General features: G+C 59.7%; 27 protein-coding genes. 9 read left to right on the top strand and 18 right to left on the bottom strand.

Annotated features, from left to right (window positions below; translation table 11 throughout):
- Window positions 1–27 precede the first annotated feature (27 nt).
- The 5 genes from ACQZ6F_RS19540 to ACQZ6F_RS19520 all read right to left on the bottom strand — a co-directional run bounded on the left by ACQZ6F_RS19540 (window position 28) and on the right by ACQZ6F_RS19520 (window position 6,379).
- The gene (locus ACQZ6F_RS19540) at window positions 28–891 is read right to left on the bottom strand and encodes an RNA polymerase factor sigma-32 (RefSeq protein WP_068389889.1); all 864 of its coding nucleotides are present in this window, start codon (window positions 889–891) and stop codon (window positions 28–30) included.
- Between the two features lie 407 nt (window positions 892–1,298).
- Complete coding sequence (locus ACQZ6F_RS19535; RefSeq protein ID WP_068389886.1) at window positions 1,299–1,871, bottom strand: CarD family transcriptional regulator; 573 nt, start codon at window positions 1,869–1,871, stop codon at window positions 1,299–1,301.
- Window positions 1,872–2,269: 398 nt separating this feature from the next.
- Window positions 2,270–2,608 (bottom strand): ferredoxin FdxA, encoded by a 339-nt coding sequence (gene fdxA, locus ACQZ6F_RS19530; protein WP_068389883.1) that lies wholly within the window; start codon window positions 2,606–2,608, stop codon window positions 2,270–2,272.
- A 207-nt stretch (window positions 2,609–2,815) separates the two neighbouring features.
- Window positions 2,816–3,220 carry an RNA-binding S4 domain-containing protein gene (locus ACQZ6F_RS19525; protein ID WP_077470506.1) on the bottom strand — a complete coding sequence of 135 codons (405 nt, stop codon included), beginning with the start codon at window positions 3,218–3,220 and terminating at the stop codon, window positions 2,816–2,818.
- A gap of 3 nt (window positions 3,221–3,223) precedes the next feature.
- Entirely contained in the window at window positions 3,224–6,379 is a 3,156-nt protein-coding gene (locus tag ACQZ6F_RS19520) for a helicase-related protein (protein WP_449093953.1), read from the bottom strand.
- A gap of 1,268 nt (window positions 6,380–7,647) precedes the next feature.
- On the opposite strand from ACQZ6F_RS19520, the gene ACQZ6F_RS19515 reads away from it, so the two are divergent.
- The 3 genes from ACQZ6F_RS19515 (at window position 7,648) to ACQZ6F_RS19505 (ending at window position 8,424) form a co-directional block, all read left to right on the top strand.
- The gene (locus tag ACQZ6F_RS19515; RefSeq protein WP_068389874.1) at window positions 7,648–7,803 is read left to right on the top strand and encodes a DUF3309 family protein; all 156 of its coding nucleotides are present in this window, start codon (window positions 7,648–7,650) and stop codon (window positions 7,801–7,803) included.
- A gap of 44 nt (window positions 7,804–7,847) precedes the next feature.
- A complete protein-coding gene (locus ACQZ6F_RS19510) occupies window positions 7,848–8,105 on the top strand; it encodes a YMGG-like glycine zipper-containing protein (RefSeq protein ID WP_404944592.1) in 258 nt (85 codons plus the stop codon).
- Between the two features lie 145 nt (window positions 8,106–8,250).
- Window positions 8,251–8,424 (top strand): hypothetical protein, encoded by a 174-nt coding sequence (locus ACQZ6F_RS19505; protein WP_449093954.1) that lies wholly within the window; start codon window positions 8,251–8,253, stop codon window positions 8,422–8,424.
- A gap of 46 nt (window positions 8,425–8,470) precedes the next feature.
- Here the strand turns inward: ACQZ6F_RS19505 and phbB are convergent, their stop codons facing one another.
- Together phbB and ACQZ6F_RS19495 are read right to left on the bottom strand one after the other, a co-directional pair.
- Window positions 8,471–9,196, bottom strand: coding sequence for an acetoacetyl-CoA reductase (gene phbB / locus ACQZ6F_RS19500; protein WP_068389868.1), 726 nt, complete (start codon window positions 9,194–9,196; stop codon window positions 8,471–8,473).
- A gap of 99 nt (window positions 9,197–9,295) precedes the next feature.
- The gene (locus tag ACQZ6F_RS19495; RefSeq protein WP_068389865.1) at window positions 9,296–10,477 is read right to left on the bottom strand and encodes an acetyl-CoA C-acetyltransferase; all 1,182 of its coding nucleotides are present in this window, start codon (window positions 10,475–10,477) and stop codon (window positions 9,296–9,298) included.
- A gap of 241 nt (window positions 10,478–10,718) precedes the next feature.
- On the opposite strand from ACQZ6F_RS19495, the gene phaR reads away from it, so the two are divergent.
- Complete coding sequence (gene phaR, locus ACQZ6F_RS19490) at window positions 10,719–11,291, top strand: polyhydroxyalkanoate synthesis repressor PhaR (protein ID WP_068389863.1); 573 nt, start codon at window positions 10,719–10,721, stop codon at window positions 11,289–11,291.
- A 339-nt stretch (window positions 11,292–11,630) separates the two neighbouring features.
- On the opposite strand, the gene rpmF is transcribed toward phaR, so the two are convergent.
- The 4 genes from rpmF to mtgA all read right to left on the bottom strand — a co-directional run bounded on the left by rpmF (window position 11,631) and on the right by mtgA (window position 14,269).
- Complete coding sequence (rpmF, locus tag ACQZ6F_RS19485; protein ID WP_006724402.1) at window positions 11,631–11,816, bottom strand: 50S ribosomal protein L32; 186 nt, start codon at window positions 11,814–11,816, stop codon at window positions 11,631–11,633.
- Window positions 11,817–11,996: 180 nt separating this feature from the next.
- Entirely contained in the window at window positions 11,997–12,644 is a 648-nt protein-coding gene (locus ACQZ6F_RS19480; protein ID WP_449093955.1) for a glutathione S-transferase family protein, read from the bottom strand.
- A gap of 16 nt (window positions 12,645–12,660) precedes the next feature.
- A complete protein-coding gene (locus ACQZ6F_RS19475) occupies window positions 12,661–13,383 on the bottom strand; it encodes a DUF1868 domain-containing protein (protein WP_449093956.1) in 723 nt (240 codons plus the stop codon).
- A gap of 94 nt (window positions 13,384–13,477) precedes the next feature.
- The gene (gene mtgA, locus ACQZ6F_RS19470) at window positions 13,478–14,269 is read right to left on the bottom strand and encodes a monofunctional biosynthetic peptidoglycan transglycosylase (protein WP_449094118.1); all 792 of its coding nucleotides are present in this window, start codon (window positions 14,267–14,269) and stop codon (window positions 13,478–13,480) included.
- A gap of 136 nt (window positions 14,270–14,405) precedes the next feature.
- On the opposite strand from mtgA, the gene ACQZ6F_RS19465 reads away from it, so the two are divergent.
- A complete protein-coding gene (locus ACQZ6F_RS19465; RefSeq protein WP_077470501.1) occupies window positions 14,406–15,320 on the top strand; it encodes a polyprenyl synthetase family protein in 915 nt (304 codons plus the stop codon).
- 25 nt (window positions 15,321–15,345) lie between these two features.
- On the opposite strand, the gene ACQZ6F_RS19460 is transcribed toward ACQZ6F_RS19465, so the two are convergent.
- Entirely contained in the window at window positions 15,346–16,374 is a 1,029-nt protein-coding gene (locus tag ACQZ6F_RS19460; protein ID WP_449093957.1) for an NAD-dependent epimerase/dehydratase family protein, read from the bottom strand.
- 99 nt (window positions 16,375–16,473) lie between these two features.
- Here ACQZ6F_RS19460 and ACQZ6F_RS19455 point away from each other — a divergent pair, with 99 nt between their 5' ends.
- Together ACQZ6F_RS19455 and ACQZ6F_RS19450 are read left to right on the top strand one after the other, a co-directional pair.
- On the top strand, window positions 16,474–17,079 hold the full coding sequence (locus ACQZ6F_RS19455; protein WP_449093958.1) for a TetR/AcrR family transcriptional regulator: 606 nt from the start codon (window positions 16,474–16,476) through the stop codon (window positions 17,077–17,079).
- Window positions 17,080–17,240: 161 nt separating this feature from the next.
- Window positions 17,241–17,882 (top strand): LysE family translocator, encoded by a 642-nt coding sequence (locus ACQZ6F_RS19450; protein ID WP_449093959.1) that lies wholly within the window; start codon window positions 17,241–17,243, stop codon window positions 17,880–17,882.
- A gap of 79 nt (window positions 17,883–17,961) precedes the next feature.
- Here ACQZ6F_RS19450 and ispG read toward each other — a convergent pair whose 3' ends face one another.
- Together ispG and ACQZ6F_RS19440 are read right to left on the bottom strand one after the other, a co-directional pair.
- Window positions 17,962–19,215, bottom strand: a complete 1,254-nt coding sequence (gene ispG, locus ACQZ6F_RS19445; RefSeq protein ID WP_449093960.1) for a flavodoxin-dependent (E)-4-hydroxy-3-methylbut-2-enyl-diphosphate synthase — start codon at window positions 19,213–19,215, stop codon at window positions 17,962–17,964.
- A 126-nt stretch (window positions 19,216–19,341) separates the two neighbouring features.
- A complete protein-coding gene (locus ACQZ6F_RS19440) occupies window positions 19,342–20,541 on the bottom strand; it encodes an MFS transporter (protein ID WP_449093961.1) in 1,200 nt (399 codons plus the stop codon).
- A gap of 268 nt (window positions 20,542–20,809) precedes the next feature.
- On the opposite strand from ACQZ6F_RS19440, the gene ACQZ6F_RS19435 reads away from it, so the two are divergent.
- A complete protein-coding gene (locus tag ACQZ6F_RS19435; protein WP_077470499.1) occupies window positions 20,810–21,682 on the top strand; it encodes a DMT family transporter in 873 nt (290 codons plus the stop codon).
- Between the two features lie 119 nt (window positions 21,683–21,801).
- On the opposite strand, the gene ACQZ6F_RS19430 is transcribed toward ACQZ6F_RS19435, so the two are convergent.
- Genes ACQZ6F_RS19430 through ACQZ6F_RS19415 form a run of 4 tightly spaced genes read right to left on the bottom strand, consistent with a single transcriptional unit; the run spans window position 21,802 to window position 23,828 of the window.
- Entirely contained in the window at window positions 21,802–22,785 is a 984-nt protein-coding gene (locus tag ACQZ6F_RS19430; RefSeq protein ID WP_449093962.1) for an aldo/keto reductase, read from the bottom strand.
- Window positions 22,786–22,820: 35 nt separating this feature from the next.
- Window positions 22,821–23,033, bottom strand: coding sequence for a tautomerase family protein (locus tag ACQZ6F_RS19425; RefSeq protein WP_246662487.1), 213 nt, complete (start codon window positions 23,031–23,033; stop codon window positions 22,821–22,823).
- A complete protein-coding gene (locus tag ACQZ6F_RS19420) occupies window positions 23,011–23,427 on the bottom strand; it encodes a DUF2255 family protein (protein WP_449093963.1) in 417 nt (138 codons plus the stop codon). Before ACQZ6F_RS19420 ends, ACQZ6F_RS19425 begins: the two co-directional genes overlap by 23 nt.
- A gap of 2 nt (window positions 23,428–23,429) precedes the next feature.
- Window positions 23,430–23,828: a (R)-mandelonitrile lyase gene (locus tag ACQZ6F_RS19415; RefSeq protein WP_449093964.1), complete on the bottom strand. Its 399-nt coding sequence runs from the start codon at window positions 23,826–23,828 to the stop codon at window positions 23,430–23,432.
- Window positions 23,829–23,937: 109 nt separating this feature from the next.
- On the opposite strand from ACQZ6F_RS19415, the gene ACQZ6F_RS19410 reads away from it, so the two are divergent.
- Window positions 23,938–24,831 (top strand): LysR family transcriptional regulator, encoded by an 894-nt coding sequence (locus ACQZ6F_RS19410; protein WP_077470494.1) that lies wholly within the window; start codon window positions 23,938–23,940, stop codon window positions 24,829–24,831.
- The last annotated feature ends 122 nt before the right edge of the window (window positions 24,832–24,953 follow it).

Below are 24,953 nucleotides of genomic sequence, written 5' to 3'. Positions count from 1 at the left end.
CTTCTCCCGGTCGGGAGAAGGTCTCTCTCAGGCATAGCTTGCCATACGCGGATCGGCATCGACCAGCGCGCTGCGCAGCTTGTCCATCGCCCGGCTTTCGATCTGACGCACGCGCTCCTTGGAAATGCCGAGATCGGCGCCAAGTTCCTCCAGCGTCGCCCCGTCTTCGACGAGACGGCGCGCGCGGATGATCTTCATTTCGCGTTCGTTGAGATGTTTCAGCGCCGATGCGAGCCAGATGCGGCGGCGTTCGCCGTCGATCATGTCCGAGACCTGTTCGTCCGGAAGCGGCTCGCTGCTGATGAGGAAATCGATGCGTTCGGCGCTTTCGGAATCGCCTGAAATCGACGGCGCCTGCAGCGAGGTGTCGCTGCCGGAAAGACGCGCATCCATGGTCTGCACGTCGGCAAGGCTGACGCCGAGCGTCACGGCGATTTCCTCATGGATGGATTGAACGGTCACGCTGGAATTGCTGCGGGCGAGCTTGGCGCGCAGGCGGCGCAGATTGAAAAACAGCGCCTTCTGCGCCGAACTCGTCCCACCCCTCACGATCGACCAGTTGCGTAGGATGTAATCCTGGATCGAAGCGCGAATCCACCAGCTGGCATAGGTCGAGAAGCGCACTTCCCTCTCCGGCTCGAAGCGGGCAGCGGCCTCCAGCAGGCCCACATAACCTTCCTGCACGAGGTCGCTCATAGGCAGTCCGAAATTGCGAAACTTGCCGGCCATCGAAATGACAAGGCGCATATGGGCGGTCGCGATTTTATTGCGGGCGCCGCGATCGTCGTGATCCTTCCACCGAATGGCAAGATCATGCTCTTCATCGCGATCGAGATAAGGTGCAGCCATGGCGAGTTTGATCATGCGCCGATCTGCAGACATATTCGTCATACGCATCTCCTAGGTTCGGCCCCATATCGTCTTTAAGCCGCGGTCGACGAAAGGGGCAGCAGGCATCGTTTCCGAACATCGCTGCTCGGATGAAAATCAATGAATGAAATGCAAAATTGGAGACCGATTCTCCGGCTCGCCGGATAATCGATGACTAGTCTAGTTCGATCTCATCAGACTGATCAGATGATTGAAGCATCTTCAGATCACCGGGGGGCTTCGAATGAAAACGCATAGGCCGGTCCTCGTGAATGGCAATAAAACGGCCCGCCCAGACACCTCTCCTGCAGGAGAGAACCCACACCGACCGCCAACACGAGCTTAAAACGCGGCAGAAGCAAAAAGGTTCCAAAGAAAAAAACCCGGCGCGAAGGCCGGGTTTTTGGAGGCTGTATGTGCCGTTTGCCTTATGCGGCTTCGTCCTGGGAATCGTCTTCCTCGATGGCCTTGCCGCGCTTCGGACCCTTGTTGAGGTTGGTCTCGACGAGACGAACGGCTTCGGTTTCCGACATCTTGTTGACGGCGGCAATTTCGCGAGCCATGCGATCGAGCGCAGCTTCATAGAGCTGGCGTTCGGAATAGGACTGTTCCGGCTGGTTCTCGGCGCGATAGAGATCGCGAACCACTTCGGCGATGGAGATCAGGTCACCGGAATTGATCTTGGCATCATATTCCTGAGCGCGACGCGACCACATGGTACGCTTCACGCGGGCTTTGCCCTGCACGACCTTCAACGCACGCTCGACGAAATCGGTCTCGGAAAGCTTGCGCATGCCGATGCTCATGGCCTTGGCCACCGGCACCTTCAAACGCATCTTGTCTTTCTCGAAATCGATCACGAACAGCTCGAGCTTCATGCCTGCGACTTCTTGCTCTTCGATCGCGGTGATCGTTCCGACGCCATGGGCCGGATAAACGATCGCTTCACCAGTCTTGAAGCCGTGCCGTGCTGCTGAAGGTTTTTTCTGCTGGGTCGTCATTCTTTTCAAAAACTCCCTGTTACGCGCCCGGTTGGGCCGGGGGCCGGGTCAGTCAGGCCCGGATGAGACGGAAGCACCGTCGGGGTAGCGTCATCCTGGTCCAGCCAGACTTATGCAAAAAGAAACCCACCCATCGCGATTTCAGCCCCGACAACACAAAACGTTGATATGTCAAGGAAACCGCGTACGGATTGGTGATTTGCTTTCGTGATGGTTTTAGGCACGCGAAATGCCGCTGTGGATCAGTATGAGGAACCTATCACAAAAATCTGAGGAAATCAATAATTTGCTTCACGCGCGCCAATGAGGCCCCGTTGACCGCTCGGCGGCCCCACGATAACGATTCGCTCCGTGCGATATCGACTACACCTTTCCAGGTGGCCTGTCACGGCCGTCGATCAATCGCCAGCGCCGGGATTTGTCGAGAAATACTTCTCGAGTTTACCCTGTTCGCCATCCATTTCCTTGGCTTCCGGCAGCGGATCCCGCTTCACGGTGATATTCGGCCAGATGGATGCATATTCGGCATTGAGCTTCAGCCACTTGTCGAGACCCGGCTCCGTATCGGGCTTGATGGCCTCGGCAGGACATTCGGGTTCGCAGACGCCGCAATCGATGCATTCGTCAGGATGAATGACGAGGAAATTCTCGCCCTCATAGAAGCAATCAACGGGGCAGACTTCCACGCAATCGGTATATTTGCAACGGATGCAATTGTCGGTCACGACATATGTCATGAAGCACTCCAGGAATGTCTCTAGCTTCCGCGGCTGCGCAACCTGGAACGTCGCACCCTTCCACGGTGCCGAACGAACAGACGAATGCGCCATACGCAAACGCGCCGTCCAGCTTGGTTACCGGCAGGTTGACCGTGAGGTATCGACTTTGTCCGCCAATTTCAAGGACAAACAATCTGGAAAACCGCCCGCGACGGGCAGAGTTTTCTAATCCTCGTCCGAGGTCAGCCGATCGATTGCACGCCGGTCACGTTTCGTCGGCCTGCCGCTGCCCGGCGCCCGCAACGCCTGCTCGAAAGCGGTGAGGCGTTTTGTCTCATCCGGCGGCGGGGTCAAATCCTCGTAAAGCAGCTTGGCTTCTTCGAAAGGCCCCCTGCGCTCGCCGGGGGAGCGCACGACGAGGATCACATCGCGCCGCTCGAGAGAAAGCTCTATCCGGTCTCCGACCTTGATGCCGTGGCTCGGCTGCGAGACCCGCTCGCCATTCACCCGCACGCTGCCATTCTGCACATAGACTTGCGCCAGCGAGCGGGATTTCACCATGCGGGCAAAGAAGAGCCATTTGTCGATGCGCTGGCGCGAACCGGAAAATGGCTGCTTCTCGTCCTTCATGGCCTACTTCTTCATCTGCTCCTTGAGAGCAGCCAGCTTTGCGAAAGGAGAATCCGGATCGATCGGCTTTTCCTTGCGTGGCGGCTTCGCCTCGAAACGCAGCGGCTGCGGCGCGCCGCGATTGTTCCGGTCGTTCCGATTGTTGCGGTCATTGCGGTCGCCACGTTCCTGCCGGTCGTTGCGTTCGCCACGGCCGCCTTGATTCTGCGGACGGCCACCTTCGCGATTATTGCCGCGCGGTCCCTTGTCGCCGGCGCCACGGGCATCGCGCCCGTCACGACGACCTTCGCGATTGCCCTCGCCGCTTGCCTGCTGCTGATCGCCATTGCGACGATTGCCATTCTGGGCACGGCCTTCGCCCTGCTGTCCGCGGCGATCGCCGTGGCCACGGCCGCCTTGGCGCTGCTGCTGATCGCTGCGACCGCCAAGACGCCAGAGCAGAACCGGCTTCGGCTCCACAGCTTCGACGGCTTCAGCTGCAACAGCTTCCGTTTCGCCAACCTCGGCAGTTGCCTCGGTAACCGGCTCGGCCGATACAGCGGCAACCGGAGCAGTTTCCTGCGCGACGGCTTCGGTTTCCTTGGCCGGTTCTTCGCCGGCAGAGGAGTCTGCGTCGTCGTGATCGGCCTTTTCCGCGGTGGCATCCGCAGCCGGCGCTGCCGGTGCCGCTAGTGCATCCTGCTGCGCAAGATGGGCAACGGCTTCTTCAGCCTTCACGGCATCGGCACGATAGCCGAGACCCTTGAGGATCTCTTCCATGTCTTCCAGCGTGGCGCCGAGGATGGAGAGCATCGCCGTCGTCGTGGTGAAGCGGCGGCCGTCATAGGCACCTTCAGGGCGCGAGGCCTGGCCGGGCTTCCACTGCAGCAGCGGACGGATGAGGTCCGCCAGTCGCTCAAGAATATCGATACGCACGGCGCGCTTGCCGAGGAAGCGGAAGCCGGCGAGCTTGTAGAACGTGCGCTCATAGCTCGGATCGGTGACAACGGACGTGCGTCCAGCGGCCAGCACGGGAATGAGATCGCCGTAGCCGGGTTTGTCGAGGCCATCATTCTTCAATGCCCAGAGCAGGCTGATGAGTTCGGCCGGAGCCGGCTTCAACAGCGCGGGGACGAAAATATGATAGGCGCCGAAGCGAATGCCATAGCGGCGCATCGAGGCGCGCGCATCCTGATCCAGCGACTTCACCTCTTCGGTGACGTCGCGGCGGAACAGAACGCCCAGATTTTCGACCAGCTGAAAGGCCAGACCCTTGGCAAGGCCCTGCAGATCCTCGGCGCGCGACAGATCGTCGAGCGGCTTCAGGATGGTGCTGATATGATGATTGACGAAGCGCTCGATACGAGCCGCGACATGATCGCGCGCATTGCCCGACAACTGCTCGTCGGCAAGCAGGATGACGCGCGGCCGCATGATGTGGTCGCTGCCCGACAGACGCGCCACGGGATCGCCGAGCCAGCGCACCATACCATCGGCGCTGATCGCAAGATCGCTATTGCCGGCTGCATGCATGCGCGCAGCACGTGCCTCAAATTCCAGCGCAAGCGCCTTCAGCGAGGCTGCCTGGACAGCCTTGCCGTCCGGCCCCTCGGTTCCCGAGATAGGCGTGAACCGGAATCCGGTCAACTGTCCCACATGATGCCCCTCAACGAAGACATCCCCATTCACACTGATTTCAGCTTCCAGCATTGCATTCTCTCTCAGGCGCTTCATGAGCACAGATGTCCTGCGATCAACAAAGCGTTTCGTCAACCGTTCATGTAACGCATCGGACAATCGATCCTCGATTTCCCGCGTCTTTTCTTGCCAGTGTGTCGGATCGGCAAGCCAGCCGGGCCGATTCGACACATAGGTCCAAGTCCTTATCTGCGCGATTCGCGCCGAAAGCGTGTCGATCTCACCATCAGTCCGATCGGCGCGGTGCACCTGTTCGGCAAGGAAGTCCTCTTTCACCGTGCCATAGCGCACAAGATCGGAAAAGAGGGTGGCAATGAGATCGGCATGCTGGGCAGGCGTAATGCGCCGATAGTCTGGAAGCGCACAGGCTTCCCATAATTTTTCAACCCGAGCCGGGTTGTTGGCAAGATCGACAATCTCCAGATCGCGTGACAGATATTCCAACGCCTGCTGGTCTACCGCAGGCAGCGCCCGCGTCAAGCCCTGCACGCGTGGCGCGTCTTCAAGACTGGTGCGAAGCGCGGCGATCGAGGAGAAATCAAAGCCCTTGGTGCGCCACTGCAACACCTTGACCGTATCGAACTCATGGCCTTCGATCCGCCGCACCAGCTCGTCGTCGAACGGATCCACCTGGCCCGTCACGCCGAAGGTGCCATCCTTGAGGTGACGACCGGCGCGACCGGCAATCTGGCCGAGCTCTCCCGGATTGAGATTGCGGAACTGATAGCCGTCGAATTTGCGGTCCTGAGCAAAGGCGACATGATCGACATCGAGATTGAGACCCATGCCGATGGCATCGGTCGCGACCAGATATTCGACATCGCCAGCCTGATAGAGCGCGACCTGTGCATTGCGCGTGCGCGGGCTCAACGCACCGAGAACGACGGCGGCTCCGCCGCGCTGGCGGCGGATGAGCTCGGCAATCGCATAGACCTCGTCGGCCGAAAAGGCGACGATCGCCGTGCGCTGCGGCAGGCGCGTGATTTTCTTCTGACCGGCGTAGAAGAGATGCGAAAGCCTTGGCCGCTCGAGAACGGTAATGCCAGGCAGAAGTTGCTCGAGGATAGGCCGCATCGTGCCGGCCCCAAGCAGCAGCGTCTCGTCCCGGCCGCGCAGATGCAGGATCCGGTCCGTGAAAATATGGCCGCGCTCGAGATCGCCGGCCAATTGCACTTCATCGATGGCGACGAAGGAGGCGCGCGTCTCACGCGGCATCGCCTCGACGGTGCAGACCGAAAAACGGGCATTGGGCGGCGAAATCTTTTCCTCGCCCGTGACAAGCGCCACATGCTGCGCCCCGACCTTTTCGACGACGCGCGTATAGACCTCGCGCGCGAGCAGCCGCAACGGCAGGCCGATAACGCCGCTGCCGTGCGCCACCATACGCTCGATGGCATAATGGGTCTTGCCGGTATTGGTTGGTCCGAGCACAGCGGTTACGCCGCGTCCGCTCAGGATCATTGGCTGCGAGATGTGAGTCATAGGTCCGTGCATAAGCGAGAAACCACCGTCTTCCGATCAGCAAGCTTCTCCGGGAAGAAGGAAGAGATGACGACCATATGTGACAAAGGCAAGACCTGAATGAAAAAACAGCATCGCCAACGGTCGCTTTTACGATTTGCCGTTTCAACCAAAAGCTTCATTACCCCTACATCCCATACGAGTCCAAGCGATTCCGGAACAGCCTGAGAACGAATCGGCGACGAATCGCTGACTCTCATCGGTTCTCTGTATGTTCCCTACTACATATGGATTTGGAATCAAAGAATCCCACCAGATACTGAATCGTATTTTTCCTGCCTTTCCCACGCGAAAGAGAGTCAAGCAGTGAATCCGCAGCAGGCGTCACGCCCGGTAATTTTATGGTTAATTATTTGTAAAGATTTTGCTTTTTTGAAGGCAACCAACGGCGCTTTGGAAATGGGGCAAAGCCTCAACGAATGAGAGAGGAATCGCTGGTTTCAACCGATTCCTCCTTCGTTCTTCACAACATATAGCGATTCAGGGCTAAAAATACTTCGGACTCGGAGGAGTTGAGGCGGTGAATCGAGCCCGAATCTGGGATTGCAGCGAGCATTCGCCGGGTTCAAACGGGTTCGATCGATAAAAACAATCAAAGGGTGTATTCATTAACACCTCGATCAAAGCCGGAACGAATCGGCGACGAATCGACGATTCATGCATGTATTTCATTTGTTCACGGCTACATATGGTGTTCGACCGTCGGCGCATCTCGATATGGAGAGCCGCACAGGACAGCAAAAAGTCCCGTCAGCTCTTCTGCATTAACGAATTGAGCCAACGAAACACCACTCCACCGCGATACGCCAACAGCATGGCCGCCGCTCGGAAGGGCTTCCCGCCATGCCTTGTGGCCGCGAAAATTAACCAAGGTCCAAATGCGGAACGAATCGCTGACGAATCGCCGACATCGGTTCTTTCCCGTTTCGTTCACCGCAACCTATTGTATTTTAAAGAAATTTTAACCATACGAATGGATCCCGATCATCGATATGTCAGCCGTATTGCGCTCTGGCGTTAACATTTCGCCGGTCATCAAAAGATCAGCTTCTCGTATTTTTATTTCTTAGCCGGAACAATTTTCGGCGAAACAAGTTTCTACGATCAGAAATACAAGGAACTCCGCTCGTTCGCATCGAACAGATTAAGGCGGAGTCGCTGGAGCATATATCCGGACGCTGCGACGCTGCCGGGGGATAATCCGGCGACGGACATGGAGGAGACACATAATGCTTGGTACGGTATTACTCGTGATACTGATTCTGCTGCTGGTCGGCGCGTTTCCGAGCTGGGGTTACAGCCGGTCTTGGGGCTACGGTCCGTCGGGCGGTCTCGGGCTTGTTCTCGTCATTGTCCTCATTCTGCTATTGATGGGGCGGATCTGATCCGCAGATGATTACTGAAAACCTCACAACACCAGGGAGCTAACATCATGAAGAAGATCATCGTCGCGATTGCCCTCGTCGGCGCGCTGGCGTCTTGCACATCCACCGAAAAAGGCACCGCAATCGGCGCCGGTACCGGTGCTCTGATCGGCGGCGTTGCCACGCACAGCTGGGGTGGCGCAGCAGTCGGCGCAGTCGCCGGCGGCCTGGTCGGCAACCTCATCGGTCGCTCGGAAGATCGTCGCGGCTACTGCATCTATCGCGACCGCTACGGCAATCGCTATGAGGCTCGTTGCCGCTAACACCGATGTCTCATGACCGATCGACCTAGCGGTCGGTCATGGCCTTCAGGTCCTGCGCGCCGGACGATAGTTTCGGAGAGACAACAGTCTTCTCGCAGCCAAAGGCTGCGGGAAGAAAGCAGTGTTTTGAGAAAGGAACGGCATCTTGGCCGCAATCATCGCAAGCATTGCAGCCCTCGTGCTCGTCGGCACCACCTTTTACGCGCTCGTCTACGCGGCAAGATCGCGCTTCAGGCAAAAGCGGCGAATAAGAGTGGAAGCCGTCATCCTGGAATTCAAGCCACGACAACGGCAATCGGCCAATTCAAGCCACGGATGATTGCCGGGCTGACCCGGCAATCCCCAACATCAACAGGACGCTTGGCTCAGGCGAAAAACTGGCCGCCATTGGCCGATATTGTCGACCCCGTGATGAAACCGGCATCGTCGCCGGCGAGGAAGACCGCGATGCGGGCGATTTCCTCCGGCTCGCCGAGGCGTCCGACCGGAATTTGCGGAATAATCCGCTCGTTCAGCACCTTTTCCGGCACCGCCAGCACCATTTCCGTACCGATATAGCCGGGGCAAATGGCGTTGACCGTGATGTTCTTGGCAGCCCCTTCCTGTGCAAGCGCCTTGGTGAAACCGAGGTCTCCGGCCTTGGCGGCGGAATAGTTTGCCTGCCCCATCTGCCCCTTCTGACCGTTGATCGAAGAGATGTTGACGACACGGCCGAAGCTGCGGTCGCGCATGCCCTGCCAGACATGATGCGTCATGTTGAACAGGCCGGTCAGATTGGTGTTGATGACCTCGTGCCATTGCTGCGGCGTCATCTTGTGGAACATGGCGTCGCGGGTAATGCCGGCATTGTTGATCAGGACGTCGACATGGCCGAGATCATGCTCGACCTTGGCGATGCCCTTGCCGCAAGCCTCGTAGTCGGTCACATCCCATTTGTAGACGGCGATGCCGGTGACCTCATGGAAAGCGCGCGCCTTTTCCTCATTGCCGGCATAAGTCGCCGCCACCTTGTAACCAGCATTGCGAAACGCCATCGAAATGGCCGCTCCGATGCCGCGCGTACCCCCGGTTACCAATGCCACTCTGCTCATGTGCCACTCCCCTTTGTTGCTACGGAGGCGGGACGACCGATCGTCAGGTCGCCCGCTCCGCCTTCATCACTTCTTCTGGAAAACCCTGCTCAAGACGCGTCAGAGCGCCTCGAGGCACATGGCAACGCCCATGCCGCCGCCGATGCACAGCGTCGCCAGACCCTTGCGGGCGCCGCGGCGCTTCATTTCGAACAGCAGCGTGTTGAGGATACGCGCGCCGGAAGCGCCGATCGGATGGCCGATGGCGATCGCACCGCCATTGACGTTGACGATCGACGTATCCCAGCCGAGGTCCTTGTTGACGGCGCATGCCTGGGCGGCGAAGGCTTCATTGGCCTCGACGAGATCGAGATCGCTTACCGACCAGCCTGCCTTTTCCAATGCCTTGCGGGACGCCGGGATCGGGCCGGTACCCATGATCTGCGGATCGACGCCGGCGGTCGCCCAGGAGGCGATACGGGCGAGCGGCTGGATGCCGCGGCGCGAGGCTTCGGCTTCAGTCATCAGCAGCGCCGCGGCGGCGCCATCGTTCAGGCCAGACGCGTTGCCGGCAGTCACGGTGCCTTCCTTGTCGAAGGCCGGCCGGAGCTTGACCATGCCATCAAGCGTCGCACCGTGACGGATATATTCGTCGGCATCGACGATGACATCGCCCTTGCGCGACTGAATGGTGAAGGGAACGATCTCATCCTTGAAACGCCCGGCCTTCTGCGCGGCCTCGGCCTTGTTCTGCGAGGAAACGGCAAACTGGTCCTGGTCCTCACGCGAGAGCTGCCACTGGCGCGCGACATTTTCGGCCGTGATGCCCATGTGATAGCCATGGAAGGCATCCATCAGGCCGTCCTTGATCATGGTGTCGACCATTTTCATGTCGCCCATCTTGGTGCCGGCGCGAAGGTGGGCGGCATGCGGGGCCATCGACATGGATTCCTGGCCGCCGGCGACGATGATCCTTGCGTCTCCCGACGCGATCTGCTGCATGCCGAGTGCTACGGCGCGAAGGCCAGAGCCGCAAAGCTGGTTGACAGCCCAGGCGGTCGCTTCCTGCGGAATACCGGCCTTCATCGCGGCCTGACGGGCAGGATTCTGCCCTTCGCCTGCCTGCAGAACCTGGCCGAGGATCACTTCGTCGACTTCCTTGGCATCGACGCCTGCACGCTCCAGCACGCCCTTGATGGCAGCTGCGCCAAGCTCATGAGCGGGAACGGTCGCAAACGCGCCGTTGAAGGAGCCGACGGCGGTACGAGCCGCGCTGGCGACGACGATGGATGAACTGCTCATGGAAGCCTCCTCATAAAATGAACGTGTATATGAGGCGAAACTGTCAAAGCTTTGCGCCGGAGTCAAACAGCAAGAATTTCCCCCGCGCAGATTTCACGAAGCCGTCATTGCCTGCAGGAAATGCAATCAAAGGAAAGGGCTTGCCGCATCGCACAAAGCGATTGTCACCATGCTTCTTTTGCGTCTACACTCGGGGGTGGAGGAATATTCCATACAATCAGACGGGGCCAGGAGACTGATAATGGCAAAGAATGAGGGCCAGATCGTAATCAAGAAATATGCCAATCGCCGCCTATACAACACTGGCACCAGCACATACGTGACGCTGGACGACCTGGCGGAGATGGTCAAGAAGGGTGAGGAGTTTACCGTCCAAGACGCCAAGAGCGGCGAGGATATTACGCATTCGGTCCTGACGCAGATCATTTTCGAACAGGAATCGAAGACCGGCAACACGCTATTGCCGATTCCCTTTCTCCGGCAGCTGATCGGCTTTTACGGCGATCAGATGCAGATGGTCGTACCGAGTTTTCTCGAACATTCCATGCGTGCCTTCACCGAGCAGCAGGTGCAGATGCGCGAGCAGATGAACCGGGCCTTCGGCGAGACGCCGCTCGGCAAGAATCTGCAACTGCCGATCCAGATGGTCGAGGAACAGGTTCGCCGTAACACCGAGATGTTCCAGCAGGCGATGCAGATGTTTTCGCCCTTCATGAAGCCTCCGGCGAAGGAAAGCCGCAAGGCCGAGGCCAAGGATATCGACGAACTCAAGGAACAGCTCCGCGCCATGCAGAGCAAGCTGGATAGTTTGTGAGATAAGGCAGCCTTGAATTTGCGGAGAGTGTTCACCCCCCTCTGTCACTAACGTGACATCTCCCCCACAAGGGGGGAGATTGGTGGCTCGCAGGCGCCCTTTACCTCAATCGAATATCGAATCCGCTGAAAGTACAGCCTATTGCATCACGGGTAACGAGCCGCAAACTCCCAACGATCTCCCCCCTTGTGGGGGAGATGTCACGAAAGTGACAGAGGGGGGTATCAAAGGTGCGGCACACGAACAGGCCGCTTTTCACCCACCATAAGACCCCATCGAAACAAAAAAGGCCGGCGAACCGCCAGCCTTTTTATTCATGCCATCAAGGCAGCGCAGAAATTATGCGCTTTCCTTCGGCGTCAGAACCTGACGGCCGCGATACATGCCGGTCTTCAGGTCGATGTGATGCGGGCGACGCAGTTCGCCGGAGTTCTTGTCTTCAACATAGGTCGAAGCTTTCAGCGCATCAGCCGAACGGCGCATACCGCGCTTGGACGGGCTTGTTTTTCTCTTCGGTACAGCCATTTTCGTTACTCCACTTTGCGGACGAAACATATCAGCGGCCAGCCAGGCGGCCGAAACAGACATGCATCAATTTCGGAATTTGGCCGGGCTTGTACATGACTTATCGGGCTTTGACCAGTCCCTCTCAGCATTTTTTGCCTGCCGCGCCCGATTCAACCCTATCAGGATCGAATCAGCGGGTCACGCCTCGTCCTCGGGCACGATCCATGTTTCTTTCAGCGCGGCCTCCTCCCATTTCTTCCAGGCAGGCGCCGCTTTCATCACGTCCATATAGTCCCGCGTGTCGGCGGAGACAGGAATGTCGTACCGCTCGAAGCGGCTGACGACCGGAGCATACATCGCATCGGCACCGGAAAAGGCCCCGAACAGAAAAGGACCGCCGGAACGCGAGCGCGCTTCACGCCAGATCGTCTCGATGCGCGCCACGTCATTCATGAGGCCATCGGACAGATCGGGACGGCTCACCGGACGCCGCATGTTCATCGGGCAGGCGTTGCGCAGGGCGTGGAAACCCGAAAGTATCTCCATGCTGTAAGATCGCGCCAGCGCCCGCGACTGCCGATCGTCAGGCAGAAGCCCGGCGTTGGGAAAGAGTTCGGCTGCATATTCGATGATGGCAAGCGATTCCCAGACCTTGAAGCCACCATGCACCAGCATCGGCACCCTTCCCGTCGGCGAAACCGCGCGAATATTGGGATTGCCGGCCGGAAAATCGAAGGGGATCAGGACTTCATCGAAGGCGATGCCGCAGCCCTCGAGCGCGATCCATGGCCGAAACGACCAGGAGGAATAGTTCTTATTGCCGATGTAGAGGGTTAGCTTGTCCATGATCCCTATTCCCTTGTTAGCTCCCGAATTCGAAGACGCGCAGTTCCTCGAAATGGTTCATGTCCTCGAACGAGCAGAAGGCCGGCGGCCGCAGTTCCAGAACGGGTACTTCGGCGCGCAACTCGGCCGCCACATCGTCCAACATCGCTTGCCAGCGCGGCAGCGCCTCGTCCGCGAGACGCTCGATGACATAGGTGAAGGTGATGTGAAAGGCATAGGTGTCGTGATCGGGGTGGCGATAGCCAAGGAGATCGGCCAGCGCATTGCGCCATTCCCGCATGGTCTCGCGGTCCGCCTCGGTCGCGCCTTCGACCAAAAGGCCGCTGGGTCGCGCCTTTATCACCGCCACCTTGAACGGATCGCGCATGGAGAAGGCCTTCAGGCGTTCGCCCATGATGCCGGTCATCTCGTCGATCGGCGTATCGAGCGCCAGATCCGCAGGCCAAAAAGGCCGCGTGCGCCGATATTCGATGATCCCCTGGAACAGGGTCATATGCAGGCTGGAGACCGGCGTGAAGGCGAATTGCCGGGCTTCCGGCATCGCCAGGTACTTCTGCCGCGCCGAGACCACCGCACGCTGTGTGTGCGAGCCCTCAGGCAGATGGCAGACGACCGTGTTGCCGGGCTCGGGCTGGAAGATGCCGGAGAGATCGTAGCGCGTGCCGAGATGGCGCGGGGGCTGCGGATGCAGGCTCTTGGCATATTGCAGCAATTCGGGGGAAAAGGCGGAGAAGTCCATGGCATGTCCGATCGTCGTTGGCAGATGCACCGCCCTTACGTTACGAGCAAGAATGCCAGATGACGCTCAACCGATCGAACGACAAGTTCTGATCTCAGTCATAAAGGCATTTGATATATGCATCGGCATTTCGCGCACGGCGCTGGATGAGCGAGGCGAGCTGGCTGAGCCCGCGCCCCGGCTTGCTGGCCACGCGGTCGATCGGGTTTGGCAGCGATACCGCGAGAAGGGCGGCCTGACGGGCCGTGAGCTTGGAAGCAGGCACCTTGAAATGATAGCGCGCCGCCGCCTCGATGCCGTAGATGCCCGGGCCCCATTCGGCGACATTGAGATAGATCTCCATCATCCGCCGCTTCGACCAGACGGCGGAAGCGGAGACCGCCAGCGGCAACTCCAGCGTCTTGCGCACGAAGGAACGGCTGTTCCACAGAAACAGGTTCTTCACCGTCTGCATCGGGATCGTGCTGCCGCCGCGTGTGGATTTGCCGCGCAATGTCTCCTGCGCGAGCATCCGCATCTCACCCCAATCGACGCCGCCATGGAAACAGAATTGCCCGTCCTCGGAAACCATCACCGATTTCACCAGCACCGGCGCGATATTGTCGAGTGGAACCCAGCGGCGATCATATCCCTGGAAGGTCACGGCATCGCCCAGCATCAGCGTCGAGACCGGGTGGATGAATGGCAACAGATAAAGGACGATGAAAAGATAGGGCAGCAGGAACACGCCGATCAGGATCAGGACGATGCGCTGCCAAAGCGGACGGGCTCTGAAACGCGCCAAGAGGGAGGACCGTTGCGGCACCTCGCCTTCCTCCTCCTCATGATCAGTCGATATGTCCAATTGCCTGAGGTCCACGGTCGCTCCATCCCGGTGCATTCTCAATGCATCCGGGAAACGCTCTGATGCTGCACTCGTCATATCGTCTACGCAAAGCGATGACCAGAGTGCGACACGATTCCCCATATGGCTGTTGACAATTCTCGTTGCCAGCAACCGCCTCTCATGCCAAACAGCGGCCATGGACAGCACCCATTCCTCATTCGAGCACCGCCTCAAAGACAATGCCGGCAGGATCGAAACCCTGTTGAGCCAGCTTCTGGCCGATGTCAGCCTCGACGACGAAATCGTCCGCCCCAACAGGCTGCTGAGCGCAATGCGCCATGGCGTCCTGAATGGCGGCAAGCGGCTGAGGCCTTTTCTCGTCATGGAATCGGCAGCTCTCCTCGGCGGCAATGCCGAAGCCGCCCTCAGGGTCGGCGCCGCGCTCGAATGCGTGCATTGCTATTCGCTAGTTCATGACGACCTGCCGGCCATGGACGACGACGACCTGCGTCGCGGCCAGCCGACCGTGCATATCGCCTTCGACTATGCGACGGCGATCCTGGCCGGCGACAGCCTGTTGACCTACGCCTTCGACATCATCGCCGCGCCGGAAACGGAACTGCCGCCCGAGCGGAAGATGGCGCTCGTTCTGGCCCTTTCGCGCGCAGCCGGCATCGGCGGCATGGCCGGCGGCCAGGCACTCGACCTCGCCGCAGAGAAAGAAACACCCGACGAATCCGGCATCACGACGCTGCAGGCGATGAAGACCGGCGCGCTCATCCGCTTCGCCTGCGAGGCCGGCGCCATCATCGCAGGCGCATCGGCAGAAGACCGCAAACGCCTGCGGACTTTCGGCGAAAAGATCGGCCTTGCCTTCCAGCTTGCCGACGACCTGCTCGACCTGACGGCCGATGCCGCCACCATGGGCAAGGCGACGGGCAAAGATGCCGCCCGCGGCAAGGGAACGCTTGTCGGCCTGCACGGCCAGGAATGGGCCGAGGCAACACTGTCAAGGCTGGTGGCCGAAGCCGCCGATCTGTTATCCGGCTATGGAAACAAGGCGGATGTCCTGATCGAAACCGCCCGGTTCGTGGCGAACCGCAAGAGCTGATCCTCGCCGCACCCCAGCAGAAAAATTAACGCTCGGCACGAACCAGATCGTGGTCGAACAGGCTATTCGCGCAATCGGCGATCGTCACTGTGGCAGGTCGCGGCGAAAAGTCGAGCATGCTGCGCGCCTTCTGCGAGGAGAGGCCGAACTTGCGGCCAATGAGTGGCGCAAGCGGCCGCAAATCCCTGAGGAACGGCGCAAGGAGCCGCACAAGGACGCTCGGCAGCCGGCGCGTCGGCGCCTTGGCACCACGGGCTCCCAAACCGTCACGCAGAGCCTTGGCGACCTCCTCCAGCCACAGAAATTCGCCCGCCGCAATGAAGCGCTGACCGGCAGCTGCCGGAGCCGTCATCGCGCGGACGTGCAGATCGGCGAGATCGCGCACATCGACCACCCAGAAGCCGAGCCGCGGCACGAATGCGGGCTTGCCGCGCAGCAGGTCGCGGATGATCCGCACTGAGCCCAGATTGCCGGCCGTGAGGATCGGGCCGAAGACAGCGCCGGGCAGGACCGTGGAAAATTCCGTCGCTCCGCCGTTCGCTTCCATGAACTCCCAGGCCGCCCGCTCCGCCAGGATTTTGGAAACGCGATAGGCATCGAACTGAGGATCGTATGGATCGGCCCACATCGTCTCGTCGCTGACAAGGTTCAGATGCAGCGGAGGACGAGCAGTTGCTGCCGCCGACGTCATCACCACCCGCTTGACGCCGGCATCCACCGCCGCCTTCAGCACGCGCAGCGTACCCTGCCGCGCCGGTGCGACGAAGGCCTGACGATCACCAGCCGGTGCGCCGCTCAACGGGGAGGCAACATGCAGCACATAGTCGCAGCCCGCCATCGCTTCCGCCCAGCCGCTATCGTCGAGAAGTTCGGCAACATGGAAAGACAGGTCGGTCGTATCCTTCGCGACTGAAGCAACTGCGGCCCGCACCGCTGGCTCCCTGGATAAGTCACGCACCGTCGTGCGCACACGATAACCGCGCTGCAAGAGTGCGGCGATGCACCAGCCGGCAACGAAGCCGGTTCCGCCTGTCACAAGCACTGTTTCCTTCATCTGATCTCCAGAGCCTCATAGGCGTTTCATTGACCGTTTGTATACAGCCGTATACATTGGAAAGCAGCATAAGTCTACACCTGTATATTTGGAAATGTGATGGATAGATCTGAACCCAATCCTCGCCCACGCAACGCGGCCGCAACCCGCATCGCCATCCTCGAATCGGCGCGGTTAGCCTTCATCAGGTCGGGCTATGAAGGAGCCGGCGTCCGCGAGATCGCCGAAGGGGCCGGCGTCACCGCCATGCTGATCAACCGCTACTTCGGCTCGAAGGAGGCGCTGTTTGCCGAGGTTCTCGAGCGGGCGAATGAAAATCCAATCATCGCCACGAGCGGTAATCTCAGCTCCCCCGACAGGGCGCGGCTGGTCGCCAAAATGTTGCTGGAGGTGACGGCCCCGGACGCGACCGCGCTCGACGGTTTCCTGATCATGCTCCGCTCGGCATCCAGCGATGCCGCTATTCGGATTGCTCGCGACGTGATCGAAAAGCACCATCAGCGCAATGTCACGATGGCGCTATCCGGCAAGGCAGCGCCACAGCGCGCGGCGCTGCTGCTGTCGCTGGTGGCCGGGGTGCAGATGATGCGGCAGATGATCGGCCTCACCACCTTGAACACGGAAGCATCCCCGGAACTGCAGGCTATATTGGAACCGATCGTCCGGCAGCTTATGGACGCAGAAGACGTGGGTCGGACGGAATAGCGACGCGCATTTGCCATCCATTCCGCCGTGGAATGTCACCATAACAAGAATCCATGCGTTGCTTGGGTGATTTCCCTTCGATTTTGTGACAAATTCCCATGACAAATTGGTCTGTAGACGCGGAATTGCCCGCGCCGGCCAACGCCCCCGGGAATTTCTCCATGCGCGAGACGCTTGCATACCTGCCGCAGATCATGCCGGCCTACATCGCCTATATCATCGCCGTCGTCAGCCCCGGCCCCGCCATCATGGCGATCATCGGCACATCGATGACCCACGGCCGCAAGGCCGGCATGACCATCTCGCTCGGCATTTTCGGGGGATCGTTGACATGGGCGATCGCCGCTGCCGCCGGCCTTGCCACGCTGCTGCAGACTTACGCGATGGCGCTGGAGGTTCTGAAGATCTTCGGCGGGCTCTATCTGCTCTATCTCGCCTACAAAGCCTTTCGCGCCGTGCGGGCGAATGGCGACGTGCTGACTGCTTCCACCGAAACAAAGGCGCCGACCTTCAAGTCGCTTGTCCTGCGCGGCTACGGCATCCACGTCACGAACCCGAAGGCGATCTTCGCCTGGCTCGCCATCATCGCGCTCGGCATGCCGCAGGGCGCGCCGGCTTCGGTGGCAGTGCTGATCGTCACCGTCTGCTGCGCGACCGGCTTCCTGGCATTCATGGGGTATGCGGTGCTGTTCTCGACGCCGCATGCGCTGAAGATCTATCGCAGCGCGCGCCGCTGGATCGAAGGCGCCATGGCCGGCTTCTACTGCTTCGCCGGCATCAAGCTGCTGACGAGCAATATGTAGAGCCATTCCAGGAAAGTGTGCAGCGGTTTTCCGTCCGGAATGGCGTGAAAACAAACAGACTTTCTCGTTCTAGCGGCGGTTACTCCGCCGCGACGTTCTTCTGGCCGAAGCGCTTCTCGATGTAATCAGAAACCAACGCTTCGAAGTCCGAGGCGATGTTCGGGCCACGCAGCGTCATCGCCTTCTGGCCGTCGATGAAGACGGGGGCGGCCGGCGATTCGCCGGTGCCGGGCAGCGAGATGCCGATATCCGCATGCTTGCTCTCGCCGGGGCCATTGACGATGCAGCCCATGACCGCGACGTTCAGCGCCTCGACGCCCGGATATTTGTCACGCCAGACCGGCATATTCTTGCGCAGGTCGTTCTGGATGTTCTGCGCCAGCTCCTGGAAGACGGTCGAGGTGGTGCGACCGCAGCCGGGACAAGCCGCAACGACGGGCACGAACTGGCGGAAGCCCATGACCTGCAGCAGCTCCTGCGCCACCTGCACCTCACGGGTACGGTCGCCATTCGGCTCCGGCGTCAGCGAGACGCGGACCGTGTCGCCGATGCCATGCTGCAGCACATAGCCCATGGCGGCTGACGAGGCGACGATACCCTTCGAGCCCATGCCGGCCTCGGTCAAGCCGAGATGCAGCGCATGGTCGGAACGTTCAGACAGCATGGAATAGACGGCTATCAGGTCCTGTACCTGGCTGACCTTGGCCGACAGGATGATGCGGTTGCGCGGCAGGCCGATTTCCTCGGCGAGATCGGCCGAGATCAGCGCCGACTGCACGATGGTCTCGCGCGTCACCTGTCGGGCCGAGAGCGGCGAGCCCTCGGCGGAATTCTTGTCCATCAGCGCGGTCAGGAGATCCTGATCGAGCGAGCCCCAGTTGACGCCGATGCGCACCGGCTTGTCGTAGCGGATCGCCATCTCGATGATCTCGGCGAACTGCTTGTCCTTCTTGTCCTTGAAGCCGACATTGCCGGGATTGATACGGTATTTCGCCAGCGCCTCCGCGCAGGCCGGATGGTCGGCGAGCAGCTTGTGGCCAATATAGTGGAAATCACCGATCAACGGCACGTCCATGCCGAGCCGCAGCAGCCGTTCGCGGATTTTCGGCACGGCGGCAGCACTTTCGTCGCGGTCGACGGTGATGCGCACCAGCTCCGAACCGGCCTTAAACAGGGCCGCCACCTGCGCCACCGTCGAATCGATATCGGCGGTGTCGGTGTTGGTCATGGACTGCACGACCACGGGCGCGCCGCCGCCGACAATCACGCCGCCGACATCGACGGCAACGGAGGAACGGCGCGGCTTGGGGTCGAAATCACTGGCAAACGACATGGAAAGCTCTCGCAGACCTTTGAAACAGGTGCCTTTCAGGTGGATCACGAAACGGTCGTTGTCAACCGCTCCGGGCATCTCTTTTGATCGGGCGGAGCAAGCCCATACCGACCAAAAACGACGAAATTAATGCTTGCTGTCGCCGATGCCGTCAGCGTAGCGCGCCAGCGACGAGAAGGCCACCACCACGAGCAGCAGCACCGGCAGCGCCATCAGCACCGGCGAGAAGCCGATGTGCTCGGCGGCAAAGCCGATGGCCGAAGGCGCGACCAGCATGCCGGAATAGCCGAGCGTGGTGACGACGGAGATGCCGATACCGGGCTGCAGGCCCGGAATGTTACCGGCCGCCGAAAAGGCGATCGGCACCATGTTGGAAATGCCGATGCCGCAGAGCGCGAAGCCGAGGATGGCGATCTCGGCGTTGGGCGCCAATGCGGCGGTCAGCATGCCGATGATAGCGAAGACGGTGCAGACACGCAGCGTCCTGATGGCGCCGAGCCAATCACGGACGAAATCACCGGCAAAGCGCATGGTTGCCATGGTGGCGGAGAAGGCGGCGAAGCCGAAGCCCGAGAGAATGACCGATGCCCCCTTTTCCTGGCTGAGATAGAGCGCGCTCCAATCGAGCACGGCGCCTTCCGGAACCATGCAGAACAGCGCGACCATGCCGAGCAGCCAGGGCAGCGGGATCATCGGCAGCCGCGCCTTCGGCTTGGCCTCGTCGGGATGCGGCTGATCGCCGAGCACCATCGGCCATGCAACGACCAGGAACAGGATTGCCAGCACGGTGGAAACCTCTGCATGGCCGAGAACGCCCCAGCGCGAGATCAGAAAACCGCCGATCGCCGACCCCAGCAGACCGCCCAGGCTCCAGAAGGCATGGCAGGACGACATGATCGCCCGACGCATGGATTTTTCGACCGAGACGGCATTGGCATTCATCGCCACATCCATGGCGCCGATGAAGCCACCGAACAGGAAGAGCGCAATGGCGGCCGTCCACACGCTCGGGGCCAATGTCAGCGCCAGGATCATCGGCAGCAGCAGCACACCGAAAGCCCGGACGACGACCCTTGAACCACGCACAGCGATCTGCGCGCCGGCAAGCGGCATCATCACAAGCGAGCCGACGCCGAAGACGAGGATCATCAGGCCGAGTTCGAATTTCGTGAGGTGCAGCCGCTCGGCAAACTCCGGAATCTTCGGTGCCCAGCAGCCGACCATGAAGCCGTTCATCAAAAACAGCAGGGAGACGGCCGCGCGCGATTTCGTGAAAAATCCGCTCCTGCGCGCCTCAAGACCCTCCGATCTCGTCATATTATCCATAAAAAACCCTCCGGATCGGTGCCGCAGTCTATTTAAATCGATTGAAATCGCAATGATTGAAAACAGCCGACACAGTCACATTTCGTCTCCCTCTGTTAAAGCGGAGGCAAAGACGCCACAACCTCGAATAAATCATTCATATGTGCACGGCATTGGCAAAATGTCCTATTGACGGCGAAAAAGTAGGCTCCTATCCGTTGAGGCCTGAAAGATTCTTCAGTCGGCCCGAGTCGACAATTTTGTTGCCGGCCATCCTTTTGGTGCTTCCGTGAAAAACCCCATCAGCTATGGCATCCTGCTTACGGTGTTTGCCTACATGCTGTTCACTGCCCATGATTCGGCGGTGAAGCTGCTCGTCGCCTCCATCCCCGTCTGGCAGGTGCTGTTCATCCGAAGCTGCACCATTCTTGCCGGCTGCTTCGTCTTCGAGGGACCGTCGCTGGTTCAGAAGGTGGCGCGCTCGCCGATCATCAAGCCGATGATCGTGCGCAGCGTCATCATCCTGGTCGCCTGGATTTCCTATTATTCCGCCGCCTCCTATCTGCAACTCGCAGAGGTGACGACGCTTTATTACGCAGCGCCGATCGTCGGCACCATTTTGGCGACCATCGTGCTGCGTGAAAAGGTCACCTTCACCCGCTGGATGGCGGTCGGTGTCGGCTTCTGCGGCGTGGTGATCGCCTCCAATCCGGTGGGACTGTCGATCTCCTGGCCGGTCTATCTGGCGCTGCAGGCCGCCGTTCTCTGGGCAACCGGCATGGTGCTGCTGCGCAAGACGGCGCTGCATGAGAAGAGCCATATCCAGATGGCCGTCTCCAACATTATGTTCATCATCCTGACCGCCGGCATGGCGATCGCCCACTGGCAGACGCCGACGCTCTTCCAGGTCGTCCTGCTCGCCGCAACCGGCATCATCGCCGGCGCCGGCCAGCTGGCACTGTTCGAAGGCATGCGCCAGGCACCCGTTTCGGTGCTGGCGCCGTTCGAATATACCTCGCTGGTCTGGGCCTTCCTGCTCGGCTACCTCATCTGGGGCGACATCCCCGGCGCCAACACCTTCATCGGTGCTATCTTGATCCTGAGCGCCGGGTTGATCATCATCGTGAGCGAGCGGATGAAAAGGCGTACGGCCGCGGCTTGAGGTCAAATGCGGACGGTTGCTGAGCTCGCCTGCGCCGCCATACCTCTCGCTGATGTCGCTACCAGCCGCGGTTGGACACTATCAAGCGCTCCAGCGGCCGACATCGCCTATTGCATCCGTCAAAGCCCGACGCGTCGCATGTGTTCATCGGAATAGCGAGCACCTTTGATCCGAATGTCTGCCGTTTCGATTTCCCGGAGATCCTCCGCAGACAATTCAACCGCCAGCGATCCTATATTTTCATCGAACCGCCCGAGCGTGCGCGTGCCAAATAACGGAACAATCCAACTCTTCTGTGCCAGCAACCATGCAAGCGCCACCTGCGCAGGTGTGGCACCGCGCCTCGCGCCGATCCCGCTGATCAGATTGATAAGTGTTTGATTGGCTTCACGAGCTTCCGGAGCGAAGCGCGGGATGCCGTTGCGCATGTCCGACTTATCCAGTTCCGTCGTGGTGCCAATCTTACCCGTCAAAAAACCTTTGCCCAACGGGCTGAACGGGACAAAACCTATGCCGAGTTCCTGAAGCACGGGAATGATCTCCGCTTCGGGCTCACGGGTCCATAGGGAATACTCGCTCTGCAGCGCCGCGACAGGCTGAACCGCGTGAGCGCGTCGAATAGAGCCAGCACCGGCCTCCGAGAGGCCGAACCAACGGACCTTTCCTTCGGCAATCAAATCCCTGACGACGCCCGCGACATCTTCCATCGGCACCTCCGGATCGACACGATGCTGATAGAGGAGATCGATGTGATCTGTCCGCAGGCGCCTGAGACTTCCTTCGACGGCGCGACGGATATGATCCGGCTTGCTGTTCACCCCACCATGATTGACGCCTGTGATGGGATCGACATCCCACCCGAATTTTGTAGCGATCTTCACCTGCCTGCGGAGCGGTTCCAGCGCTTCCCCGACCATCTCTTCGTTCGTGAAGGGACCATAGACCTCCGCGGTGTCGAAGAAATCCATGCCGCGTTCCACTGCAGTGCGGATGAGCGAGATCATTTCGGCTCTATCCGGAAGTTCCCGCGCTTTTCCATAGCCCATGGCACCAAGCGACAGTGCCGAGACTTCAAATCCTTGTCCGAGTTTGCGCTTTTGCATTTTTCCTTCTCCTGCTGTCGAAGGGCCACCAGCCGCTATGCAAACGGGTCGTAGCCAGGCTTCTTGTAGATCAGTTCGGCGCGATCCTGGATATCGGGCACATAGACCCTCTCCACCCAACTCGTGGCAACGAAGTCTTCGATCGCGACGGATACGGCATCCTCACCACATCCAAGCACTGAGTTCACGGCTCGGGTAAGTTCAACGGCCAGAGCCTCCTTCTGTTCACGGCTCCTGCCTGTAACCATTTTGACGATGAGATGCGGCATGATTGCTCCCTTCAATGCGTATGGTCGCGGCCCGCGCCCGCGAACTGATCATCGATCCGAGGTAACGGTTCCCGGTATATTTCGCCCGGTAGGCATCATCGATGCGGTCATTGATCGCGCCATCGGCAACGGTTTCGAAGTTGACGCTCGCTGTCATCCCTGCCGCGGTGATCCGACCGGCTTTCTGCTTCAATGCGGCTTGATACCAACGCGAGGCTTGGCCGTTATAGGCGCGTACGAATAGCGCGCCGTCGACAACAACCGACCAGATCCATGTCGGCGTGCCATAGGTCACGCCATCCTCTCGAAATGGGGAGATGTGAAGGTCGTCAGATACTGCAATGCGTTTCAGTTCGTCCTCTGACCATGCCATGTCTAGCTCTCCGCATATTGCCGGTCCGTAACATGCTCCATCCAGTCCACGGCACGACCGTCCAGAGACTCCTGAATGGCTATATGGGTCATGGCCATCGTCGGAGATGCCCCATGCCAGTGCTTCTCGCCGGGTGAGAACCAGACGACGTCCCCGGCCCGGATTTCCTGTATGTCGCCACCTTCTCGTTGGACGAGCCCGGATCCTGACAGGACCACTAATGTTTGCCCGAGGGGATGTGTGTGCCATGCCGTTCGGGCACCCGGCTCGAATGTCACACTGGCGGCCGAAACTCTTGCCGGCAGCGGAGCCGATGCCAGCATGTCAATGCGAACCGAACCGGTGAACCAGTCGGCCGGCCCCCTCGCTGAGGGCTGCGACCCGATACGCTTGATGTCCATGAAACTCTCCTGTCACGACGAGAAGTGTCACCTCCCGGAGAACATAGACCCTGCCATTTGTTTCGATTAGGCGCTAATATGAGATTGGACTTATATCGGAGATCAATAAATGCGACGCGAAGACCTTGGAGACCTCATGGCATTCCTCGCGGTTGCAGAGGAAAAAAGCTTCACCAAGGCCGCCGCTCGTCTCGGCACATCGCAATCCTCGCTCAGCCTCATCATTCGCAGGCTCGAAGAGCGGCTGGGCGTTCGCCTGTTGACACGAACAACCCGCAGTCTTGCGCCAACGATTGCAGGCGAACAATTGCTGTCGACGCTCAGCCCGGCATTCGGCAACATCGAAGCCCAACTATCGGCGTTGAGCGAGTTCAGGGAGAAGCCGGCCGGCAATTTCAGGATTACGGCCGGGCAGCACGCCATCGATACGCTTCTGTGGCCGAAGCTATCCAAGTTTCTGGTCGACTATCCGGATATCAAGGTCGAGCTCAACGCGGAGTCTGCATTGACGGATATCGTCGCGGAGCGCTTTGACGCAGGAGTTAGGCTTGGCGATCAGGTCGAAAAGGACATGATCGCCATCCGCATCGGACCGATGGCTCGGATGATTGTCGTGGCCGCCCCGTCATGCTTCGACCATATGCCCATCCCGACCATGCCGCAGGAGCTAACAGCTTACCCCTGCATCAACATTCGGCTTCCAAGCTATGGCGGATTTTATGCGTGGGAATTTGAACGTGACGGGCACGAGCTGCGTGTGAGGGTTGATGGACAAGTGGCGTTCAATGGCGTGCCGCAATTGATAAATGCCGCACTCGATGGTTACGGACTTGCCTATGTCCATGAAGACGTCGTCAGGGAATATCTGCACGACGGGCGCCTTATCCAGGTTCTGGATGAATGGTCTCAGCCGTTTACCGGATATCACCTCTACTATCCTTCAAGGCGGCATCCTTCACCCGCCTTCACGCTGTTGGTAGAGACGTTGAAGTTTCGCCCTTGAAGAGCGAGGGAAGCAGGCTCTGACCAAAGGCAAAGGCACCGGCAATGCGCGAGTATGTCAAAGCAAAACGCCTAAAAACGTTGCCTTACCCCGCCCCAGAAATCACCAACCCTCCCCCTTTG

It is taken from the genome of Rhizobium sp. A22-96, assembly GCF_053521805.1.
Note: the sequence above shows the minus strand (reverse complement) of the source record. Positions and strands in the feature narration are given on the sequence as shown.

Excerpts from the sequence above, each read along its gene's own strand:
- ACQZ6F_RS19520 (WP_449093953.1), bottom strand. The coding sequence starts at position 6,379 with ATGACTCACATCTCGCAGCCAATGATCCTGAGCGGACGCGGCGTAACC.
- ACQZ6F_RS19455 (WP_449093958.1), top strand. The coding sequence starts at position 16,474 with ATGGATAGATCTGAACCCAATCCTCGCCCACGCAACGCGGCCGCAACC.
- ACQZ6F_RS19410 (WP_077470494.1), top strand. The coding sequence starts at position 23,938 with ATGCGACGCGAAGACCTTGGAGACCTCATGGCATTCCTCGCGGTTGCA.
- phbB (WP_068389868.1), bottom strand. The coding sequence starts at position 9,196 with ATGAGCAGAGTGGCATTGGTAACCGGGGGTACGCGCGGCATCGGAGCG.
- ACQZ6F_RS19480 (WP_449093955.1), bottom strand. The coding sequence starts at position 12,644 with ATGGACAAGCTAACCCTCTACATCGGCAATAAGAACTATTCCTCCTGG.
- ACQZ6F_RS19460 (WP_449093957.1), bottom strand. The coding sequence starts at position 16,374 with ATGAAGGAAACAGTGCTTGTGACAGGCGGAACCGGCTTCGTTGCCGGC.
- ACQZ6F_RS19535 (WP_068389886.1), bottom strand. The coding sequence starts at position 1,871 with ATGACGACCCAGCAGAAAAAACCTTCAGCAGCACGGCACGGCTTCAAG.
- ACQZ6F_RS19465 (WP_077470501.1), top strand. The coding sequence starts at position 14,406 with ATGGACAGCACCCATTCCTCATTCGAGCACCGCCTCAAAGACAATGCC.
- ACQZ6F_RS19450 (WP_449093959.1), top strand. The coding sequence starts at position 17,241 with ATGCGCGAGACGCTTGCATACCTGCCGCAGATCATGCCGGCCTACATC.
- ACQZ6F_RS19420 (WP_449093963.1), bottom strand. The coding sequence starts at position 23,427 with ATGGCATGGTCAGAGGACGAACTGAAACGCATTGCAGTATCTGACGAC.
- ACQZ6F_RS19475 (WP_449093956.1), bottom strand. The coding sequence starts at position 13,383 with ATGGACTTCTCCGCCTTTTCCCCCGAATTGCTGCAATATGCCAAGAGC.
- ACQZ6F_RS19495 (WP_068389865.1), bottom strand. The coding sequence starts at position 10,477 with ATGAGCAGTTCATCCATCGTCGTCGCCAGCGCGGCTCGTACCGCCGTC.
- ispG (WP_449093960.1), bottom strand. The coding sequence starts at position 19,215 with ATGTCGTTTGCCAGTGATTTCGACCCCAAGCCGCGCCGTTCCTCCGTT.
- rpmF (WP_006724402.1), bottom strand. The coding sequence starts at position 11,816 with ATGGCTGTACCGAAGAGAAAAACAAGCCCGTCCAAGCGCGGTATGCGC.
- ACQZ6F_RS19540 (WP_068389889.1), bottom strand. The coding sequence starts at position 891 with ATGACGAATATGTCTGCAGATCGGCGCATGATCAAACTCGCCATGGCT.
- ACQZ6F_RS19425 (WP_246662487.1), bottom strand. The coding sequence starts at position 23,033 with ATGGTTACAGGCAGGAGCCGTGAACAGAAGGAGGCTCTGGCCGTTGAA.
- ACQZ6F_RS19525 (WP_077470506.1), bottom strand. The coding sequence starts at position 3,220 with ATGAAGGACGAGAAGCAGCCATTTTCCGGTTCGCGCCAGCGCATCGAC.
- ACQZ6F_RS19440 (WP_449093961.1), bottom strand. The coding sequence starts at position 20,541 with ATGGATAATATGACGAGATCGGAGGGTCTTGAGGCGCGCAGGAGCGGA.
- phaR (WP_068389863.1), top strand. The coding sequence starts at position 10,719 with ATGGCAAAGAATGAGGGCCAGATCGTAATCAAGAAATATGCCAATCGC.
- ACQZ6F_RS19515 (WP_068389874.1), top strand. The coding sequence starts at position 7,648 with ATGCTTGGTACGGTATTACTCGTGATACTGATTCTGCTGCTGGTCGGC.
- ACQZ6F_RS19430 (WP_449093962.1), bottom strand. The coding sequence starts at position 22,785 with ATGCAAAAGCGCAAACTCGGACAAGGATTTGAAGTCTCGGCACTGTCG.
- ACQZ6F_RS19415 (WP_449093964.1), bottom strand. The coding sequence starts at position 23,828 with ATGGACATCAAGCGTATCGGGTCGCAGCCCTCAGCGAGGGGGCCGGCC.
- fdxA (WP_068389883.1), bottom strand. The coding sequence starts at position 2,608 with ATGACATATGTCGTGACCGACAATTGCATCCGTTGCAAATATACCGAT.